A 20150-nucleotide genomic window follows, 5' to 3' on the forward strand; every position below is an offset into this window, starting at 1 on the left:
TTTCGCCGTTGGTCTGAGGGGACGAAAAGAGAGTGGAGAGAGCTGTGAGCGAAACCAATTCCGGGGTGCAAACAGAAACCGAGGCAAACCCCGAAGCCCAGACACCGCGATTGAGCCATGGCCTCTGCACCAGTGCCGGCATCAAACCGCAGAACGAAGACGCGGCAATCTATCACTGGCCAGCCAGCCCGCACTTACAGGAATACCTGGGCGCAGTCGCCGCACTGGCCGATGGAGTCAGCTCTGCCGAAGCCGGTGCCCAAGCCAGCCAAACCGCCACCGAACAGTTTGTGCGGGACTATTACAAGGTGCCGGATACCTGGTCTGTCGCCCACGCCGGACAGAAAATCCTCGCCTCCATTAACAGCAAGCTATACCGCAAGAGCCATGACTTTCCCCAACAGGAAAAGGGCTTCCTCTGCACCTTCTCTGCCCTGATTTTTAAATCCCGCACTGCCCATTATTTTCATATCGGTGACAGCCGTATCTATCACCTGCGCGGTGACAACCTCAAATGCCTCACCCGGGACCACAACATCACCCTGGCCCACCGCCAACAGATGCTATCCCGCGCGCTGGGAATGGATACCGGCCTGCAAGTGGATTACGGCCAGCTCAGCCTGGCTAAGGACGATGTGCTGCTGATTACCAGCGACGGGGTGCACGACTTTATCAAACAGGATTTGCTGCGCGAGCTGCTGGCAGATACCCAACTAAGTGAACAGGAAACAGCGGAAACCCTGGTGCGCCTCGCCGAGGAAAACGGCAGTGACGATAACCTCTCCGCATTAGTGGTAAAGGTAAAAGCATTGCCACAAACCACCCTGGACGACTACAGCCGCCAGCTTACCCGCCTGCCCTTCCCGCCAGAGTTGGAACCGGGCATGGTATTGGATGGTTACCAGGTAGAGCGGGAGCTGTTCTCCTCCCAGCGCAGCCAGTTGTACCTGGTGCGCGACAGTGCCACCGGCGAAATCCTGGTAATGAAAACCCCCTCGGTAAATTACGAAGACGATATCCACTATATCGACCGCTTTATTCAGGAGGAATGGATAGGCCTGCGTATTCGCAGCCCCCAGGTAGTGCGCCTGCACCGCCAGACCCGCCCGCGCACCGCGCTCTACTACTTGATGGAGTATGTGCAGGGCAGCACCCTGGAGCAGTGGATCACCCACAACCGCTTTCCTAAACCCGCAGAGGCGTTTCGTATCCTTAAGGAAATTGCCACCGGGCTACAAGCCTTCCACGATCAGGAAACCATTCACCAGGATTTGCGCCCCGCCAATATCATGATCGACGGCGACGGGCGGGTAAAAATTATCGATTTCGGCTCAGTTTATGTAGCCGGCAGTGCCGAGATTTTTCGTCCCCTGGAGCACCCGGAAGCGCTAGGCACCGCCAGCTACTCCGACCCTCACTATATCCTCGGGCACAACAGCGGTATTCGCGGCGATATCTATGCCCTCGCCACTATTGCCTACGAAATGTTTACCGGCGAACTGCCCTACGGCGAGGAAATAGAAAACTGCCGCTCCCACGCTGATTTCGAACGCCTGCGCTACCGCACCGCCAGCCAGTTTAATCCCGTAGTCCCCATCTGGTTCGACCGCGCCCTGGAGCGCGGATGCAGTATCGACCTGGAACAGCGCTACTCCACCCTAACGGAATTTATGCGCGACCTCGCCAATCCGAACCCGGATTACCTAAGAGAAGATCCTACTGAAAAAGGGGATGCCTCCCTTTTCTGGAAGATTCTTTGTGGAATTTGGGTAGCTACTTTGTTGGCGGTGGCGGCGTTGTTTTCGTCTAGTGCTTGAGGCTAGGCACGGCCAATACAATAATGTCCATTTGGAAACTTGCTAGCCCAAAATATATAAAGCTCTCCAACCGAACAAATTATTTTAGCAAACACCCACTACATGTTTTTCCTTTATAGCTTAGAGATTTATAACAAAACTTGACTTTCCTGTATTTCTAAATCCAAATATCAAGAATAGCTTTATACATTTACGGCAGTACATACGATAAGTTACTAAATTTTATTGGCCAATAACTTTAATCAAAATAAATAAGTTAGCTACATTTAAAATAGATACTTATATCATCTGAAAATTTGCTACAACAATGTTTATGACTCGATTTAATAATTTACTTTCGCTGCGGTGATTTCTTACTCTTAATGATATGATACAAGCATATTTCTACATATGCGATCAAGCACCTCATAAAACAGGGAAAGTTCAATGAAATTAGCTGCGTTACTTGTTTCAAATTTCAAAGGAATAAATGAAGAAATCAAAATACTAATTGATAACATAGTTGTTTTGATTGGACCTAATAATAGCTGCAAGTCAACAATCCTAGATGCCTATGAAGCCTATGTATCTATGGGATCTTCTTTAACACTTGATCATTTTCATAATAGAAATCCAAACAATATTATTAAGATCACAGGTATTTTTACAGATATAACCGATGCTGACATTGATTCAATCGGTCAAGAGTGGGTTTTAGAAAACGATCCTGGTTTTGGTCGTTGTGCAAAATTCCAGATTAGGTGGTCAACTCCTGATGAAAAAGGAGTTAAGCATAGCTTTAGTAATCAAACTAACGACTGGAAAGAAGGCGGTGCAGGGGGATGGAATACTATTCTCCAAAGTAGATTGCCAACGCCAATAAGAGTCAATCCAAATGATGGATATGAGGCTTTAGAGAAAGTCGTGAAAGACCTAGCTTCCAAAAATGCTGCAAGGAAGTTGAAAGACGATAAAAGTAAGCTTACTGGAATTATCACGGAAATTAATAAACTAGCAAAAGAAGTAGAGGCTGAGATTTCTTCTGAAATCAACCCGATCAACAGCAAAATCGAAGAGGAACTGAGAAAACTATTTGCAGGTGTAAATGTTGACTTTGAGACCGGCGTCGGAAAATTCAAAGCCGAAGATGCAATAAAAGATGGAAGTAAATTCTACATAAAAGCAAATGGAAGATCTTCTTCTCTGGAACACCAGGGAAGAGGTATCCAAAGAGCATTTTTATGGTCTGCGATAAGTGCACTATGTAGCGAAGGTAAGTTTAAAAAAGGAAGCAAAGTTGTAGATGATCAAGCTCCAAAAGTGTTGCTTCTTGATGAACCTGAAATCAATATGCACCCATCAATTATCCGAGCTGCTAGAAAAGCAATTTGTGCACTTGCTGAGGTTGATGGATGGCAAATAATATGTACAACACACTCACCCATATTTATTGATTTGACTCAAGATCATACCACTCTCATAAGAGTATCAGACACCTCCACTGGAATTTATTATTTTCAAACTGACAAAGCAAACTTCACCGATGAGGAAAAAGACAATCTAAAAATGCTTAATAAGTGCTGCCCAACTGTAAATGAGTTTTTCTTTTATGAAAATTCAATATTGGTTGAGGGGGATACCGAATACTTAGCATATCAATATCTCATAGAAAGTGAATCACTGGAGAATTCTTATTGCGTAATAAATTGCAGAGGAAAAGCAAATATACCTACATTCATAAAAATATTTGACCAGTTTGCCGCTTCTGCAATCGCCATTCATGACTTAGATGCCAAGTATAAAGCTGATGGTTCAAATAATGGAATGTGGACAATTAATCACAATATAAGAAAAGCAGCCAATTTGACTTCTGGCAGAGTAAAGACGGTTATGCACAAACCAGATTTTGAAGGGTTTTACCTAGATGAGAACCCATCAAAAGATAAGCCTTACAATTTATTTAGCCATCTAAGAAGTGATGATTTCCACACAAATCCAAAATATGACTCACTACGCAGCTCATTAAGTTCAATTATTGATGGAACTCACCCTGGCTTGTATGAAACAACAGATGATATTGAAGAACAGGCTTAACAAATAAACCAGGTGCGCCTACGGCACTTCTGATCTAGGCTAGATGAGATATGAGTATACAACAGATTATTAAAACGCCCGAAGATTGCAGTGAATCTGAACTAGAGGTGTTTGAAAAATTAATTTTCGAAGGTTGTGAAGTTTCGACTGAAGGACTAAAACAGCGAATTTATAAAGCTGAGAAGCTTATCTTTATCAAAGATAATAACTGTGTCGCTGTTGGAGCTCTTAAAAATCCAAATAGCAGCTATAAAGCTAGTGTTTTTGGAAAATCAAATGCTCTGGGGCAGAGTCTTTATAAATATGAGCTTGGTTGGTTATATGTGACGGAATCTGCCCGAGGTAAAGGCTACAGTAACTTATTAATGAAAGCTATTCTAGAGAGCCTCTCTGAAAGCACGTGTTTTGCTACTACTCGTGAAGATAATACTCCTATGCATCACCTGTTTAGAAAATTTGGCTTCTCCAGGTTGGGAAAAGCATATAAAAGCACAAATGGTGATTACTCTCTTATCCTATATGGAAAGTCATAATAAACATAGCGGAGTTTTCCTCTTCTACGGATATCCGACGGGTAGGCATCGTACTGTTTCGTTGATCGATTATGTTAACGTTAGGACTTTCATAAGCTAGGAGATCAGAATGAAAAAAATAAATTTCTCAGTAGATGATTTCCTATCTTTTGCAACCTCAATGCAAGAAGAAGGCTGGGTTACAATGACTCAAAAGAAAAAATTTTCTTACAAGGTAACCCAAGAAGGAATAAAGCTAACACCATCTACAGGTGAAGTACGTAATATTTCACATCAAGAAATCAACAAATTTATAAGAGACTTCAATATTAAGCAGTCTTTCAAAACAAGTGATTATACCAAATCATTCAACAAATCATATTTGCTCGCAATAACAAAAGCATATAACAAAAACAACGATAGCTTTAAGCTTCCTGAAGAAATACTACACCCTCAGAGTTTTGAAGAAGGTGAAACTAAGAAAATATACGTAAACTCCCATGAAAGAAATTCAAAAGCACGAAAAGAGTGTATAAACCACCATGGATCGAGATGCTTTGCTTGTAAAGTTAGTTTTAAAGAAATATATGGAAATTATGCTGAAGGGTTTATTCATGTTCATCACATTAAACCTTTGTCAGAAGTAAAAAAAAGAAAAATTATTAACCCTAAAACTGACTTGATTCCAATATGTCCAAACTGCCATGCAGTAATACATTTGAGGGGAAGATGTCTATCAATAGAGAAACTCGTTGAACTAATAGAAAGCGCAAGATCAAGTAGATATAGATGACATTCTTAACATATTTACCTTAGGAATTGGCAAGGAATATAATACATGCAGAAAATCTATTTTTAAATTATTTACATAAACTGAAACTATATTTCGAAGTAATCTATTATTTACCTGTATATAAGGTGATTTAAATTCTTTAAAGTGCTAGCCTCTGCTTAGAAGTAAATGAATATATGAGCATCTTGGTTTATTATACTCATCAAAATTTATTAGAAATACCAAAAAATTTGTAAGAGCTTATGGGGACTCACTCATAAAAAAGGATACATACCGATACCTTAGATTCTATTGCATTACTAGACGAGCTGTTCCACACAATTTCTTACCCCCCCCAAAAAAAACCAATGAATCTACACATGAGTATTGTACCCGCTGTCAAATATACGACTAGGGGGGCTTAAGCTATGGTATAGCCACCCCTAAAACATGCCTTCCATGTTTATAACTAGGTTTTCATCAATTTCCATTCCTTAGAGCAGATTCCTTTTGTAGACGTATAAATATTTCTTCACGGTGAACGGGTAAAGATTTAGGAGCACGTATTCCTATCTTCACCTGATTACCCTTAACTTCCAATACCGTGATGGAGACATTGGCTCCAATTCTTAAGTTTTCACCAGTCCGGCGCTTTAAGATCAACATAGTTATTTCCTACTGATACTCAAACCATAGGTAGACCTTCTCTGATGGAAGGCTGAAAAAGTAATGTCTTGAGGAAATACGGGGTGGTGCGCGGGAACGGTAGGCATAGAAGAAGAAAAGGCAGGCACAACGCTTCCAGAGCTTGGGGAGTCGCTCCAAGCCGCTGAATGTACTCCACTTTATTGAAGACGAGCGGGTTTCTAGCGTATGATCCATATAGCCATTTTGATAGTCATGTTATCAATTTGGTCAGCTGGCCCTTGGTGTTGCTGCACCTTGGGTCAGCGCCTTTTACTGTCTCTTACGTCACGCTACCGTTCTCCTGTGAGAAGATGGTTCTTTAGAAAACTCTTAGATGTCTTGATTCTCTCGAATCCCTTTGGTCTTTGGTCATCGGCCTTCAAAAGGCCACCCTATTCCGGCCAAAATACCAATAAATATCAATCGATTTTACGCAGCTTTGACACTAAAACAAACTGAATAAAATCCAATAAGATCATTTTTGTGCCTATATTTTTAATGGCGATGCCCTTTCCATTAAGTGCTTCAGGCCTGAATATCCGGTACGTAAGTCCCTTTCTACTCATAAGTAATTTTTCCAACCCGGACGATCCTATCGATAGATAGTTTTTTTCTGGATAGAAAATCTTCCGATTTTTGGAATCAGTTGACCAAATGATATGATGCGATTTCTTTTGAGTATTCTGATTTACCTTCGGTAGGGTGTAAAAGTGTATAAGTACTTCGGGTTATTAGCGTTAATATTTGTATCTGCCTGCGCTACAAATATACCGGTAGAAAAATTAAGTGGTTTAGAAGCAAGAACACACCTTGATCATGAATACTGGAGCGTCTCACTGCCAGGCAAGTGGAGCTATGAGGATAGTGAGGGTATGATCATCGCCACATCTCCAGAAGGTCAATATGCGCTCTATATCACGGTTTATACCGCCTCAGAACCTGCACCCAGCACAGCCTGGGGCAACGAGGAGATTAAGCATCTTAAGTCTGGAAAATATTCAAGGCCGGGGTATCTTTTTGATTTTCAAAAAGAGCAGAGTTATGAAAAAAACGGCAATGCTTATTACGAGCTTGATGGCATAGACGTAAAGAATGAAATGAGGCTATATAGCAAAGGAATACATCTGGGAAGTATATTCTATACAGTATCATTTCATGATTACTATTATACCGACTCTCTAGAATCAGACAGTATATTGAAATTGATTCTTAACTTGTTTGAGACAAGAGAAGATGAATTTAAGTGGGAAGGTACAAAAAGCTTAGTCCAAGGTAGTACAGCAAGTATGAGTTTTCAGCATGACCTTTAAGGGGAGATCACATACACCCCGACCTGTAAAGATATTGAATGCCCGTAGATATCTAAGCCAATAGGATGTATAACTATTGATGAACTTAAGACCAATCAAAACTCTACTAATATATTTGCTAATCCCATGAAGAAGATAGTGATCTTATCTTTAATGATGTTAAGTTTGTATACGTTAGGATTCTTTACTCAAGCCTTAGCTTATTCTCAACTGGGTATTAATCTTAACAAGTATCTATATGCTCCATGGATCAAACATTTAGAAATGGACAACCCTATAAAGGTAACTTACAACAAAAGCGTAGAGTTCTGGTGTTCTCGTGTAGAAGGATGCAGTTATCAGAACCCTAATCTTTGATTGGCCACAGCAATCGAATCGATTTATTAATTAGATGTTATTAGTAATTAGGAATATCTCCCAATGATGTGGAGCAAGCTGAAATCTCTAGTTGAAGAAAAATTTTCTCCATCCCTGGATGGCCGTATCTCTATCAATAGTACCAGTTATGGAAACTGCTCATGTGGACATGCCTGGTTGACTCTTGATAAAGAGGTCATAGCAAACTTCTGTACAAGGGCCTTTTGGAATAGAGCGAGTGGTGATTACTATAGAAAAGATAATCGCTGGGTTACTGATTCCGATGTGCCTGAGCATGTAAGTGAAAAGCAGAAACTATCCTATGGTGAGGTGGAGTATGGAGAGTTATCTCGACAAGATGCCTATGAAGCCTGCTGGGAATTCGTTCATGATCTTAAAGTGGACGAAGCTCTAGATTCTAAAGATCCATTGATTCAATCCCTAGCAACACTGGATAAGCGTTTAGGCAAACGTAGACTTAAAGAAATCAACACTTCGAATTTACACCCACTAGCAAAGAAATTATTGAGCTTTAGATTAGAAGCTGAAGGCATTAGAGCCCCGACCAACACATAACAAACAACCTCAATGCAACGCCCAGCAATCCCATTGTCTTATGTTTTTTCAGACAGATTTTAGTATTTTATATCTATTATGAGAAATCTATTAATACTTACAGTTCTATTTTGCAGCTATGATGCCCATACAGAATCTTCAATAAATTATTCTATTGGAGTATCTATCGAACATATAATCGAAGGTGGGGCAAAAGTAAAAATAAAGTCAGAAAAGCAATTAACGTATAATATTAATCTGTCTGAATTTAGGGATTGCATATTCGAAAAGGCTATCCTGGAAACAAAAAGTGATAAATTTCCGGATAAGATACTGATGCCAGTTGAAGGCTGGCTTTCATTTTCTATTGAACCAGAAACTAAAGAAAGCACTTTCATAACATTATACTGCGAATCAGGTAAGTATGTCGTTTATACGATTTGGTTGTAATCCTAAGTATGACAAGTGATATGATTCAGCTTATTTAAAATTCCTTGTCAAGGGACACTATGGATGACCGCGCATTTACAAAGCTGATCGATTTCCTGGAAAAAGTTCCTGCGATTCATGGTACTGTTGTAAAAGGATCAGATGAAATAGGTCGCTGGTGGGTAAAGTTTGAGATCGATATAACTCACCAGTTCGCATGGCATACTGTTCAAGAATTTGGCTATGTTCTAAATTACCTTTCTGTGGATGAAAGGTTGCCGACTTCGTTTCATCCAGTATCTCCACCTCCTTACATAAATGGCGGACCGGAAGAGTTTTTATCATGGGTCATTGAGTGCCATGATTCTGAATTCAGACCCGGAACTTGCGCGGAGTGGCTTTTGGGGCGCTTACCAAGGCCCGTAGAGGACTTGGAACAGTGGATCGCGGAGTAACATGATATTAGATCCATATTCGATAACCTACATTCCGTGCTTACGCCACGCTAGCACAAGACGATTTCATCGCAGTAAGGATCGGGGAAAACTAATATAGCCACTAAAATAGCTTTGTCACCATTAGCCAACACACTGATTGGTATGTTTTTTAGTTAGAGTGATCCTTTATTTTTGGGATATATTTAAAGGTGATATAATACAGTATTATTTTTAAAATACTGGTGGCTTAACAAGAGGTATCAAATATATGAATAAAATATTTACAATACTGGCATCCATAGCTATTACGTCATGCGCAAACAACACTAATGTTACAAACTTTCAAAGTAATGGAAACCTAGAAGCATCCAAGCCAGCATCGTGTGTGGATATTAATGAGCTCCAGGCCAATCAAAATCCTGCTGATATATTTGCAGGCATGAAGACATGCCTAAACTCTGAAAATTATTCAGATGCAGCAAAAATGTATTACGCTGCTATGACTTATGGAATTTATGACACCAAAAGGGTTAGCGATAAAACATCACATCAAGGCGTCATAGTTCTTCGCATGAATACATTAAGCGGCCTTTCAGAGCAACAGTTTTCTCTTCTACAATCAGAGATCAATGCGATCTTGGAAAGTAATGAGCAGGTATGCAAGGCTTTAAGTGAACGAGGGCTACCGACCTATCATCCAAAATACATGATTCAGCATGGTATAGGTGCTTTCACCGACAACCAAGCTAACAATGGTCTAGTTGAGAACTTTGATAGTCAATCAGCCTGGTCTGAAGCTATTGATAAAACAGTTAAGTGCAAACAAAGCTAACATGCACTTGATGTCGATCTAATTTTCCGCTTTGCTCCAAATCTGCTAAAAGTACGAAGGTTAATAGTCTATGAACCAAGAATATGGTTTGATATTTTCTTTATTTTTGCTAGCAGCTTTTAATCTTTACGCTTCATACAGATGTATACGTTCTGATTACTCCCATAGGGCTCAAAAGATCATCCAATGCATCCTGGTTTGGCTATTTCCATTGGTTGGCGGTTTGGTGATTATTCATTTTTCGGAACCAATGGATACAAGTCCAAATTATAAATCGCCTGACGTTGCGCCAAGCCAAGATGCCTACCCTACCTCCAATGGAGGTATAGGAGGGGATTAAGTTCATACATCAATACTTAGCATGCGCCGGCGCGAAGACAAAACGTCACATAAATGAAATCGCTCTAAGCAGGTCGTTCAATGTGCGACAGCTATAACCAGGCCAGGTAAGATCGCCCAGCCGGTGGCTGGGCTGTACAGCCTACGCTCCACCTTGAGACATGTGACGCATGGGGAGCTTTCTGAATTGATAGAAACAGAGTTGTACACGCATTCCATGGAAATTCTGACCCGAGTATCATGAACCGGTGCAATACTCGTGCATTACTCACTTTCGACTTTCAGGGCAGCGGTTGTCTTTACTGCCAACCGGCTACCGAAGGTTTGGGCGGACCAACTTGCGCATAACTGAGCACTGGCCCGAAGCCGCTATAATCAAATTCGCGGGATAGGCTTCGCCTAGTTTGTTAAATTCTTGCGAGCTGCATGACGGCTCGGTCAACCTTAACGTTAGACAGTGGTAGATGTCTGTCCATGCGTTCGACCACAATCGGACGCGAACGAAGAAGAATCGAAAAATGAATAGTGAACAGGCCGAAGCGTTCCTGGATGAGATGGCCAAAGCGGTATGTGATCCGAACGCTGATTCTAAGGTCACCGACCGCTACTTTACCGAAGACTTCGTGCAGGAGATCGATGACACGACGATTGGGCGATCGCAACTCGATTCGCGTATCAATTTGTTCCGTATGGAGTACTCGGCCGTCAGGTTCGACTACCTTTCCGTAATTGGCGAGGGCGATCGGATAGCTGATGTGCATCTGGTGCGCGCGAAGGCGAAAGATGGCCAACAGCTCACAATCAAGGTAATCAGCCTGTACACGCTAAGAGACGGTCGGATCTCGCGCGCCGAATCCCTTAGCCGCCTTATCGAAGGGAATCCGGAGGACCTGCAATTACTCGTGCGTGGTGAATGAGGCGATCGACCGCTGGACCTCGGTTTCACTGGAGATGATAACGCGAACCGCCTCCAGGCATCGGTTTTGGCGAAGTCCTCCAACTTTCTCTCGAATTGCTTAATCAGCTTACGAGTCGCCCAGAGCTTTATGATCATCGAAGGCAATACCCAAGTGCTAACCGAAGCATCCCCCAGTCCGGTACTCGCGTGCCGACTGGTACGAGAACATATCACACAATAAGTTAATCCAGCCGAACGCTTCGCGGCCGGCTGGTTGAGGCGTTATGCATCAAAAGAGATTATGGTGTAAATGCAAATGAAAGGGTATTTGGTTTTAGATTTCTCAATTAAAGTATTAGAGAGCTTCTTAGAATACGCTGAAAAAATACCGGTATTTATTGAAAAGCATGGCGGCAGATACATTGTAAAAGGAGTGGTTCCAGAAATAATGGAAGGTAATTGGATTCCGGAGAGGTTGGTGATATTGGAATTTCCATCAACTGAAAAAGCAAAAGAGTTTTTAGCTGATCCAGAAGCACAGGATCTATTTGAGATACGCCACAACACAACAAATAGTCAATTAATATTGGCGGAAGGTTGTGTTTAATCAATCATAACAAAGCTAGGCATAATCGCTCACTTTTTGGGGTGAACCTCCGCACTACGCGCTCCGGCCTGTGCTGGCGGCGTTAAGAATCATGGAAGAATTTATGCCTATAACGGGAGAATATTTCTGCGGAGACATTCAATATAGAGTAAATGGAAAACTTCGAGATTCAAAATCTTGCCATTGCTCTCGATGTCGCAAGGCATTTAGTTCATCTGCATCAGCCCTTGTAGATCCAGATGAATTTGAGTGGCTTTCTGGCGAGTCTCTCTTAACCTCGTTTGTCGGCAAACATGGATATGGCTTTCACTACAGAACTGCATCATTTACTCTACCCATTAAATCGCACGGTTTCGGCGTCCTTGGCCACCTCCCCTGTGGGCCAAGCATTAAATGATGTTGCTGTTTGTCAATTCGTAGTTTTGCCAGCGGCCCCCTCCCCCTAAGATCTCACCGTGTTGCAGTTGCCATTCGCTGGTAGTTAGCATTTAATGGAATGCCATTAAATGGTGATCTTCCTACAGGGAAGTTTCATCCTATTAGTTCACGCCTATGCTGGGCGTACCAAATGCCTGCAATCTGATCCCCGGTTGCTGTTACCTTTTTTTGCCACAATACCGGCAAAAAATGCGCCAGTAGCCTCCGGCAATTGAGGCAAGCGTATCTTTCATCGTAATTGGCACTAATTATTATGCTCTTTAAGGGATCGTGTAAATGTAACCGTTGGCGGGTTGAAGTTCAGTTAGCTGGACCGCTCGAAGGTTTGAATCCGCGCGTTTGCGATTGTAATTATTGCCAAGCCAACCCGTCACTTATTATAAGTGATCCGAATATGTCAGTGGCTTTCATTGGTGATGGGATTTCAACCAAACAAAATGGTGATCAGCTTGCTAATTTCTACCATTGCAAAGCTTGTAATGAACTACTAGCCGTAGGCTGCAATATAAATGGTCAGCTTCGCGGGGCAGTAAATTCCAATTTATTGGAAGGCGTGAATCAACTTGGCAATCCTATTCAAATTCAGCCAAGACTCTTGAGTGCCGATGAAAAGCTTGAACGCTGGGATAAGTTGTGGGGTGTCCTTAATGGGTTTTAGAAATATAAAATATTAAGGCTTTCGGACGCTTCGGTCCGCAGCTTGAGGCTTTATGAATCAGGGAGTAAAAAAACAGCGTCGATAACGCCTTGGCGTTTATATATAGGAACTGATATGACTAGGTCTGATAAGTTCTGGGATAGAAAAGCAGAGGAGTATGCTAGGAGCCCTATTTCTGACGAGGCAAGTTATCAGAAGAAGCTCTCAGATACCCAGAAATTCTTTACGCCTGATATGAATATTTTGGAGTTTGGCTGCGGAACAGGGACTACGGCGATTTATCACGCTCCGTATGTGCAACATATTGAAGCGGTAGATATATCTGAAAACATGCTTGAGATTGGTCGAACTAAGGCCAGGGAAGCCTGCATCGATAATATTAGATTTACCAGAGGTACGTTAACCGAATTCAATGCTGAGTCTGAGAGTTTTGATGCAGTATTGGGTTTAAATGTTATTCACTTACTACCAGATAGAAAAGATGTTTTGGCAGAAGCTGCTAGAATCCTCAAGCCCGGTGGTGTTTTCGTGAGTAGTACCGTTTGTATGGGCAATTCCTATATACGGTTTATTAAGCTCTTAGCACCTCTGGGAAAATTCATGGGCATAATGCCCGATGTCTTCATCCTAACAAAAGTAAAATTAGCGAAAGAAATTCAAGACGCTGGTTTTACCATTGAAGTTCAATGGCAACATGGAATGCATAATATGGTAGTTTTCATTATTGCGCGTAAAATTGACTCATAATAGGGTGAGCTGAAGGCGGCGGGTATATTGGCCTTACTAGCCAAATAGAGACTAGCTCCGCGCCAACGTAAAATATGGATGATTTTTCTAAAACTTCGTTATGTCTCCAGAAATACAAACCATACTTAGATACTTAACAGTGAGGATACTCAAATGAATACAAATGCAGTTTGTTGGTTTGAAATTTATGTAAATGATATGGTACGCGCAAAGTCCTTTTATGAAGCTGTGCTCAGGCAGGAGTTAACTCGACTAGACAATCCCGACGAAGTAAAAGATTTTCCTCAGCCCGAGATGTGGGCATTTCCAATGAAACAAGAACCGGGTGCAAGCGGAGCAATTTGTAAAATGGATGGTGTTGAAGCTGGAGGTAATAGCATCCTAGTGTATTTTGATTGCGAAGATTGTTCTGTTGAACTGGCCAGAGTCGAACCAGCAGGTGGGAAGCTAGTAGTGCCTAAAATGTCTATTGGGGAGCATGGTTTTATCGCAATAGCGCAAGATACTGAAGGAAATAATATCGGTTTTCATTCAATGAAATAGCTAGTTCTCACCAGCAAACATTAATTCACAACAAGCCAATCTCTTTCATTTTAAACACACACGCACATTCTGACCACACCGGTGGAAACGAGTACTTTGAAAAGCGAGGTGGAAAACTTATAGAGAATACCTTTAACTTGGATAGCTTTACCCACATTAAAGTCAAGTCTCATTCAGCAATCGACAATATCTATTACCATAAGGAAAGTAATTCAATATTTGTCGGTGATGTATTCGATACCAGCTGGCACCCAGTATTTTATTTTGGTGGAATTAAAGGCTTTAATGAAGCGATTAATGCTATTTAAAATCTAAGTGATGAGCAAAGCTTGATAATACCGGGGCATGGTGTTCCATCAAGTAAACTCTCATTACTTGAATTTAGGAAAAATACTTTCGAATGGGTAAACAAAATTCGAGAGCTTCATCAAAAAGGGGTGCGTGTGGGAGGAATAATGATAGATACACAAGTTAAGGATATTTTGGAAAAATTCAATGTAAAGAACAAATCCCCATTCCTCCCCCAAAAAGCTTATAGAAGCTTTATAGAAAGAAATATTTCAGTGATTAATGATGAGAAAAGCCTATAAATAGGTATTAAGCCCATACAGGAGCCTAAAAATGAGGCTATATATTAAGGTGTTGCATGCGTTATTCTTTTCTTTAGTCTCTTTGGGAGCCCAGGCTGTGCAGAGTTGGACGGTCGAAAAAACCAAGGTAAATACTCACCTTTATCCAGGTGAGGAAATGCTACTAACCAACGGCATAGAAACACTGAATTATTTCAAAGCCGGCGATCCTCAAAAACCTCTGGTGATCTTCGTTCCGGGTGGGTTTCATCTAGCTCGTGTCGCCTATGGCTACCCTGGTGGCGACGAGAAGGATTTTCTCGCCTATTGGTTTGGGCAGAAGGGTTTTTCTTTTCTTGGCGCGTCTTATCCGACAGGAAACAAGGTCTATTCCAAAGTCTACCCTGCGTTCTCGATCCGTGATTGGGGCAACCAAGTAGCTGCGGTCGCCAAACACTACGTGGACAAGCATGGGCTTTCGGGTGAGATCATTGTTCTTGGTTGGAGCGCAGGCGGGCAGATTACTCAATCAGTTTACGAGGCTTCACAGGCGGCCGGGCTGGATATGAGCCTTTACGTTTCAATTGCATCAACCCCACCTATCCCTTTGCTACTGGCTGCACCAGGTGCAATCTCAAAGTCAAAGAATGGGCTTTCGAAAGCGCCGCAATTCTACGAGTTGTTTAAGAGGTACGTGACTGCTCAGAACAAGATGAACGGGCACGTTATTATTCCTTGGGAGACGTTCGAAAGTGATGTACTCGGAGAAATTCCGGTAGCCCTAAATGCGATTATGATTGCATCTCGCTATGATAACGGCAACTTTGTACAGGATCTGGATTGGGCAATTGCCGATACAGGAGCCCTTAAATTTACCGACTTTCCCATGGTCGTCACAATCTCTGGTAATAAAGTGCTAGACAATGACCACGCGCTAACTGATCGAGGCAATTGGGGGCTTTATCAGGTTCAGCATTTATATCGAAATATCGCGCTTCCTGCTTTGTCAAAATCCGAAGAGATTGACCCGGAGAATTGGCAGAATTTAATGGATCAGTTTAGTTATGCAACCTCTGGTGCACTAAACGCCCGTGTCCCTGGCAATCACTTTTTTTGGTACGGTGAAGTCGGAGCACGTGAAACAGTTACGCAGGTCGAGATGTTGCGCTTACGTGTGAGAAATGTCCTCTCTTCTATTGAGGCGTCTGTGGCTAAACTCAATGCACCGTAGTATTGCTTGTTCTACCTGGCGATCTGGCCCACCCATAGATTGCTCGCTGTTATTATCGCCGTATTGCGACTGAGACCTCCGTTCCATCACTCCGCTTCTACACTCCGGCCCCAAAAATTCGGCATTAAAAGCCTATGAAAATAGGACCCGCCCAAGCTACAAGGGTGTTGCTGTAACAAAAGCTGAGAAGTTGACAGTCACTTTTTTTAGTCGAGCTGCAAGATATAAGTTGTGCAGGAAATAAATAGAGCCCGGTTGAAGCTTTCTTGCAACTTTTGTCGGTGCTAGTGCCGGGGTAATTCAAACTTATTGGGTTTTAACGATTTGACCCTGTGATCTAAAGGAATAGAATAACGAGATATAATATAATTTCTTTTTAATACGCTATTAAATAGTACCAGAGTAATACATGGAAAAAGTGTCACTAAGAATTTGGGGGCTTCTAGGGGTGCTTTTATTTGTTCCTCTATATCTATTTACATTCGCCGCTCCTCATATCATAGAAAAATCAGGCAGTTCCTTTATCGAATGGAAGCTTAAATCTGAAGCCGATAAAAGGATTGATGCCTTACGACTTCCTGCGCCAACGAAGCTAGAAGGTCTGCTAGGTGCCAAAGCGCGAGAGTTTCGAGCTAAAACTGAGCGGGATCTTGAAAAGGTAAAGCAACAGCTCAAAGAAGATGCACCAGCCATTCTTGCAAATCAAATTGCAAAACTTCGAAATCTGGATTGCGAATGTCGAAGAAAATGGGAACGATCAATCAGGGTATCTATGCAGTCAAAGCTTGCCTCGCTTGAGACTGCCAAGACCAAACTAATTGATTTCAGCCATATCAAGTACATGGAAATTGTCCATAAATTAACTTTGGACATACGTATTTTTTTGGCCACTAACTCAATTGTTTTTATCCTCTTATTAATTGCTTCATTTATGCAGCCTAGGGCTATCAAACAATTATTCTTGCCTGCTGGGTTAATGCTGGCATCAACAGGTATATGCTCATATTTTTATCTCTTTGAGCAGAATTGGTTCTACACCATAATTTACAATGACTATACCGGTTTCGCATATGTTAGTTACTTGAGCTTTGTCTTTGCTATCTTATGTGACATCGTTTTTAATGGAGCCAGGATAACAACAGAAGCACTCAATGCCTGCCTTAAAGCTATTGGCCAGGCGGGGAGTCTAGTTCCGTGCTAAGGAATTGGATAATATTTATCATACAAGCCAACCAATTTCATGCACGGAAAACGTGCATCCGGCAACCCTAGCTTCTACGGCTACCCGCTTTTAGAGCATTAGCTTTTTATGATTGAGCGTTTCATACATTGGACTGAGTTCACTGTGGTGGTACTACCATCTACAGCCATTATTTTGTTTGCCACTTTACTTTTTCCATTTGGAATATTACTCCGTCCTGAATTCATTATTCCAGCTTACATTGGTGGTATTCTTGGAGTATATTCATTATGGAGAATGTTTCTGTTTCTTGAGTTTAGGGTGAGCTTAATATTAACAAAATGTACTTATTATTATTTGTCTGGAGTACTAAGTATCGCTTGCTTATTTTTAGTTGGTGAAGTTAGTGTCAGTCAATTGTTTAAGCCGGTAACCACGCCATGGATTTTACCAATTTTAGTTGGTGCCCATTGGATATTTAAAATTTCCAAGGGTACTCTTGGAGATAAACAATTAGCATCAGCTGAATAGTTTTCCTTCAGCTCATTTATGTTTGCTATGACATTAGCATGCAAACCATTTTGCTACAAAACTTCCGCTATGCCGGGCATTATGTAAATTAATCAACTATGTCATCAATACCCAATAATAAAGAAGAGTTGCATCAAGCCATTCGAACCACTTTTGATAAACTTCTTACGGATTATTCAGAAATCCCGGAAGAATACTCACGACAAATTGGTGTTGAAGGTAATATAAAGAATACTGAGATAAGTGTTTGCGATACACTGTCATATTTGATTGGATGGGGAAAACTGGTCCTGAAATGGTATGACCTCACATCAAGAGGACTTAAGGTAGACTTTCCTGAAACAGGTTATCAATGGAATGAACTTGGTCGGTTAGCTCATCATTTTCACAGGCAATATCGAGATTGGTCTTATAAAAATCTGCTATCAGAGTTTCAATTGACTACCGAGCAAATATTGCAGCTAATCGAGTCACTGAGCAACGATGAACTCTATGCTAGAAGTTGGTATAAAAATTACACACTGGGACGAATGATTCAATTTAACACTTCATCCCCAATGAAAAATATTCGTACAAAAGTGCGAAAGTTCAAGAAATTAAAATGTAAGGAGTGAAGCTCATATACTAAGGTATATGCTTTTTATTTCGGCCTTACAGGCCCTACTGGAAATGCTACGCCTCACACGGCATGCCGATTCTCACGGTATTACATATCTATCAGAATAATATATGAAAGTAGAGACAACAGGTAAAAGCGATTATTCAACGCTGATCGAAATATGGGAGGATTCTGTTCGAGCTACTCACGATTTTTTGCAAGAAGAGGATATTGTCATTCTTAAACCGCTCATATTAGAACAATACTTCGACTCAGTAGACCTGATGTGTGCAAAAAATGAGGATGGAAAGATTCTTGGATTCTGTGGAGTTCTTAACGGGAATATTGAAATGTTGTTCATTGCGCCTGAATCAAGAGGCTCAGGCGTTGGAACTTTTTTAACTAAGTATGCCATTGAAAATCTAGGTGTGACAAAAGTTGACGTCAACGAACAGAATCTTCAAGCCCTAGAGTTCTATAAGCATTTAGGTTTTACTGTAGTAGGTAGATCTCCGCTAGATGGTCAAGGAAAACCGTATCCTCTGCTACATATGGAGCTGGACAAAATTAATAAACTTAGGTGAACGGAAAAATCACTTCAGCCCCTTAATTTACAATTGCTAATGATGTTTTGTTTTATGAAATTTCTTATAGCTCTTTTTTTTATACTGATTAGCCTGAATACATCAGCCTGTATAATTGCCCCTGGAACGATTGCTCTTCAAAACCCTCAGAAAGTTATTAAACGTTCAAAATCCGTATTTAAAGGCAAACTTTTATCTTTAATGTATGTCCCAGCATATCTGCAGGTCGCTAAGTTTGAAGTGATAAAAATATATAAAGGGGAAAAGAAGAATTTTATTTCAGCAGTACATGATTATAATACCAGTTGTACCTTAAGAATACCGGATGACCAAGTTGGGAAAAATTATTTTGTCTTTGTTACAGAGGGTTCTGGTGAAAAAGACGATTTATATACGCTTATTTCTACAAAAAACTTTGACTTTATTGATGGTAAGTTCGTTGTAAAGTCTAACAGGCTGCGCGAAGAGCGTGCCAAACAGAAGCAGCAAGAAATTCTGGCCGAGAAACAAATACAAGCTGATGAGCAGTAGTTAATTTCTGTAAATTGTAACTGAGATGATTATGGCTGAAGACCAATGCTTGAGCTTTATATTGATTTGCATCATATTGCACCTGAGGTGCAGATCAGAAGCGAGCTAGCCACATAACACTCACAGGCTCGGTATTGGCTTTTCCATTTCGACTTTGCCTTCATTTCAAAGCCGTGTATACCACGGGTGTTATACTGCGCCCAATTATTAGAAGCTTGAGCAGAAAATAACTTAGGGATTTTCTGATTAAGATACGCAGTAAAGCCTCACCCCTCCTCCGGCACCCCACCATAAACATGATAAATCTCCGGCACCTGGCCGCGATCGTCCATCCGCATACCCAGGTCTCGAATCAGGCCATCGCGAATATCGTAGATCCAGCCGTGCAGGCTGAGGCGTTGGCCTCGGTCCCAGGCGTGCTGCACTATCTTGGTCATGGCCAGGTTTTGTACCTGTGCCATCACATTTAATTCGCACAATCGTGCCGAACGCGATTCTTTATCGAGGGATTCCAGTTCCTGCTGGTGGCGGGCGTAGACATCCTTGATATGGCGCAGCCAGTTATCCACCAGGCCACATTCGCTGTGGCCCATGGCGGCCTGTACGCCGCCACAACCGTAATGGCCACACACCACCACGTGCTCCACCTTGAGTACTTCTACGGCGTATTGCAGCACCGAGAGGCAATTAAAGTCTGTATGTACCACCACGTTGGCGATATTGCGGTGTACGAATAGCTCCCCCGGTGCCATACCCACAATCTCGTTGGCGGGCACGCGGGAGTCGGAGCAGCCGATCCATAAATACTTGGGAACCTGCAGACGACTCAGACGTTGGAAAAATTCCGGGTCCTTTGCCGTCCTCTCCTCTGCCCAGGCGCGATTGCGCGCGAACAGTTGGCGAATCTCTGCCACC

The 20150-nt window shown here is 41.9% G+C and carries 24 protein-coding genes; 22 read left to right on the forward strand and 2 right to left on the reverse strand.

The features are described from left to right. Positions 1 to 44 precede the first annotated feature (44 nt). The 4 genes from G367_RS0113805 to G367_RS25205 all read left to right on the forward strand — a co-directional run bounded on the left by G367_RS0113805 (position 45) and on the right by G367_RS25205 (position 5195). Positions 45 to 1817 (forward strand): bifunctional protein-serine/threonine kinase/phosphatase, encoded by a 1773-nt coding sequence (locus G367_RS0113805; RefSeq protein WP_020413729.1) that lies wholly within the window; start codon positions 45 to 47, stop codon positions 1815 to 1817. Positions 1818 to 2243: 426 nt separating this feature from the next. Continuing rightward, positions 2244 to 3890 carry an ATP-dependent nuclease gene (locus G367_RS0113810; RefSeq protein WP_020413730.1) on the forward strand — a complete coding sequence of 549 codons (1647 nt, stop codon included), beginning with the start codon at positions 2244 to 2246 and terminating at the stop codon, positions 3888 to 3890. A gap of 50 nt (positions 3891 to 3940) precedes the next feature. Beyond that, positions 3941 to 4423, forward strand: coding sequence for a GNAT family N-acetyltransferase (locus G367_RS0113815; protein WP_020413731.1), 483 nt, complete (start codon positions 3941 to 3943; stop codon positions 4421 to 4423). Positions 4424 to 4532: 109 nt separating this feature from the next. Next, positions 4533 to 5195, forward strand: coding sequence for an HNH endonuclease (locus G367_RS25205; RefSeq protein WP_020413732.1), 663 nt, complete (start codon positions 4533 to 4535; stop codon positions 5193 to 5195). Positions 5196 to 5654: 459 nt separating this feature from the next. On the opposite strand, the gene csrA is transcribed toward G367_RS25205, so the two are convergent. Then, entirely contained in the window at positions 5655 to 5840 is a 186-nt protein-coding gene (gene csrA, locus G367_RS0113825) for a carbon storage regulator CsrA (RefSeq protein ID WP_020413733.1), read from the reverse strand. Between the two features lie 731 nt (positions 5841 to 6571). Here csrA and G367_RS0113835 point away from each other — a divergent pair. The 18 genes from G367_RS0113835 (at position 6572) to G367_RS0113925 (ending at position 19235) form a co-directional block, all read left to right on the forward strand. Beyond that, a complete protein-coding gene (locus tag G367_RS0113835; protein WP_020413735.1) occupies positions 6572 to 7171 on the forward strand; it encodes a hypothetical protein in 600 nt (199 codons plus the stop codon). Positions 7172 to 7591: 420 nt separating this feature from the next. Continuing rightward, positions 7592 to 8104, forward strand: a complete 513-nt coding sequence (locus G367_RS0113840) for an SF0329 family protein (protein ID WP_020413736.1) — start codon at positions 7592 to 7594, stop codon at positions 8102 to 8104. A gap of 488 nt (positions 8105 to 8592) precedes the next feature. Then, positions 8593 to 8967, forward strand: coding sequence for a hypothetical protein (locus G367_RS0113850; RefSeq protein WP_020413738.1), 375 nt, complete (start codon positions 8593 to 8595; stop codon positions 8965 to 8967). Between the two features lie 250 nt (positions 8968 to 9217). Beyond that, positions 9218 to 9781 carry a hypothetical protein gene (locus tag G367_RS0113855; protein WP_020413739.1) on the forward strand — a complete coding sequence of 188 codons (564 nt, stop codon included), beginning with the start codon at positions 9218 to 9220 and terminating at the stop codon, positions 9779 to 9781. Between the two features lie 857 nt (positions 9782 to 10638). Next, the gene (locus G367_RS0113860; protein WP_020413740.1) at positions 10639 to 11037 is read left to right on the forward strand and encodes a nuclear transport factor 2 family protein; all 399 of its coding nucleotides are present in this window, start codon (positions 10639 to 10641) and stop codon (positions 11035 to 11037) included. Positions 11038 to 11328: 291 nt separating this feature from the next. Continuing rightward, positions 11329 to 11625: a DUF1330 domain-containing protein gene (locus tag G367_RS0113865; protein ID WP_020413741.1), complete on the forward strand. Its 297-nt coding sequence runs from the start codon at positions 11329 to 11331 to the stop codon at positions 11623 to 11625. Positions 11626 to 11728: 103 nt separating this feature from the next. Beyond that, positions 11729 to 12022, forward strand: coding sequence for a GFA family protein (locus G367_RS27245; RefSeq protein ID WP_444946942.1), 294 nt, complete (start codon positions 11729 to 11731; stop codon positions 12020 to 12022). 435 nt (positions 12023 to 12457) lie between these two features. Then, complete coding sequence (locus tag G367_RS0113875; RefSeq protein ID WP_020413743.1) at positions 12458 to 12721, forward strand: hypothetical protein; 264 nt, start codon at positions 12458 to 12460, stop codon at positions 12719 to 12721. 114 nt (positions 12722 to 12835) lie between these two features. Further along, complete coding sequence (locus G367_RS0113880; protein ID WP_020413744.1) at positions 12836 to 13468, forward strand: class I SAM-dependent methyltransferase; 633 nt, start codon at positions 12836 to 12838, stop codon at positions 13466 to 13468. A gap of 153 nt (positions 13469 to 13621) precedes the next feature. Next, positions 13622 to 14011 (forward strand): VOC family protein, encoded by a 390-nt coding sequence (locus tag G367_RS0113885; protein ID WP_020413745.1) that lies wholly within the window; start codon positions 13622 to 13624, stop codon positions 14009 to 14011. Between the two features lie 23 nt (positions 14012 to 14034). Beyond that, positions 14035 to 14319 (forward strand): MBL fold metallo-hydrolase, encoded by a 285-nt coding sequence (locus tag G367_RS27135; protein ID WP_425411209.1) that lies wholly within the window; start codon positions 14035 to 14037, stop codon positions 14317 to 14319. Positions 14320 to 14340: 21 nt separating this feature from the next. Further along, a complete protein-coding gene (locus G367_RS26165; protein WP_157533521.1) occupies positions 14341 to 14601 on the forward strand; it encodes a hypothetical protein in 261 nt (86 codons plus the stop codon). Positions 14602 to 14632: 31 nt separating this feature from the next. Then, positions 14633 to 15811, forward strand: a complete 1179-nt coding sequence (locus G367_RS0113900; RefSeq protein WP_020413748.1) for a hypothetical protein — start codon at positions 14633 to 14635, stop codon at positions 15809 to 15811. Positions 15812 to 16220: 409 nt separating this feature from the next. Further along, the gene (locus G367_RS0113905) at positions 16221 to 17012 is read left to right on the forward strand and encodes a hypothetical protein (RefSeq protein WP_020413749.1); all 792 of its coding nucleotides are present in this window, start codon (positions 16221 to 16223) and stop codon (positions 17010 to 17012) included. Positions 17013 to 17120: 108 nt separating this feature from the next. Further along, complete coding sequence (locus G367_RS0113910; RefSeq protein WP_020413750.1) at positions 17121 to 17522, forward strand: hypothetical protein; 402 nt, start codon at positions 17121 to 17123, stop codon at positions 17520 to 17522. A gap of 98 nt (positions 17523 to 17620) precedes the next feature. Next, positions 17621 to 18136 (forward strand): ClbS/DfsB family four-helix bundle protein, encoded by a 516-nt coding sequence (locus tag G367_RS0113915; RefSeq protein ID WP_020413751.1) that lies wholly within the window; start codon positions 17621 to 17623, stop codon positions 18134 to 18136. Between the two features lie 115 nt (positions 18137 to 18251). Next, positions 18252 to 18704, forward strand: coding sequence for a GNAT family N-acetyltransferase (locus tag G367_RS0113920; RefSeq protein WP_020413752.1), 453 nt, complete (start codon positions 18252 to 18254; stop codon positions 18702 to 18704). Positions 18705 to 18758: 54 nt separating this feature from the next. After that, positions 18759 to 19235 carry a hypothetical protein gene (locus G367_RS0113925; protein WP_157533522.1) on the forward strand — a complete coding sequence of 159 codons (477 nt, stop codon included), beginning with the start codon at positions 18759 to 18761 and terminating at the stop codon, positions 19233 to 19235. A gap of 266 nt (positions 19236 to 19501) precedes the next feature. Here the strand turns inward: G367_RS0113925 and can are convergent, their stop codons facing one another. Further along, complete coding sequence (can, locus tag G367_RS0113930) at positions 19502 to 20149, reverse strand: carbonate dehydratase (protein WP_020413754.1); 648 nt, start codon at positions 20147 to 20149, stop codon at positions 19502 to 19504. Position 20150 lies beyond the last annotated feature (1 nt).

The organism is Microbulbifer variabilis ATCC 700307 (assembly GCF_000380565.1).
Taxonomy (GTDB): Bacteria; Pseudomonadota; Gammaproteobacteria; order Pseudomonadales; family Cellvibrionaceae; genus Microbulbifer; species Microbulbifer variabilis.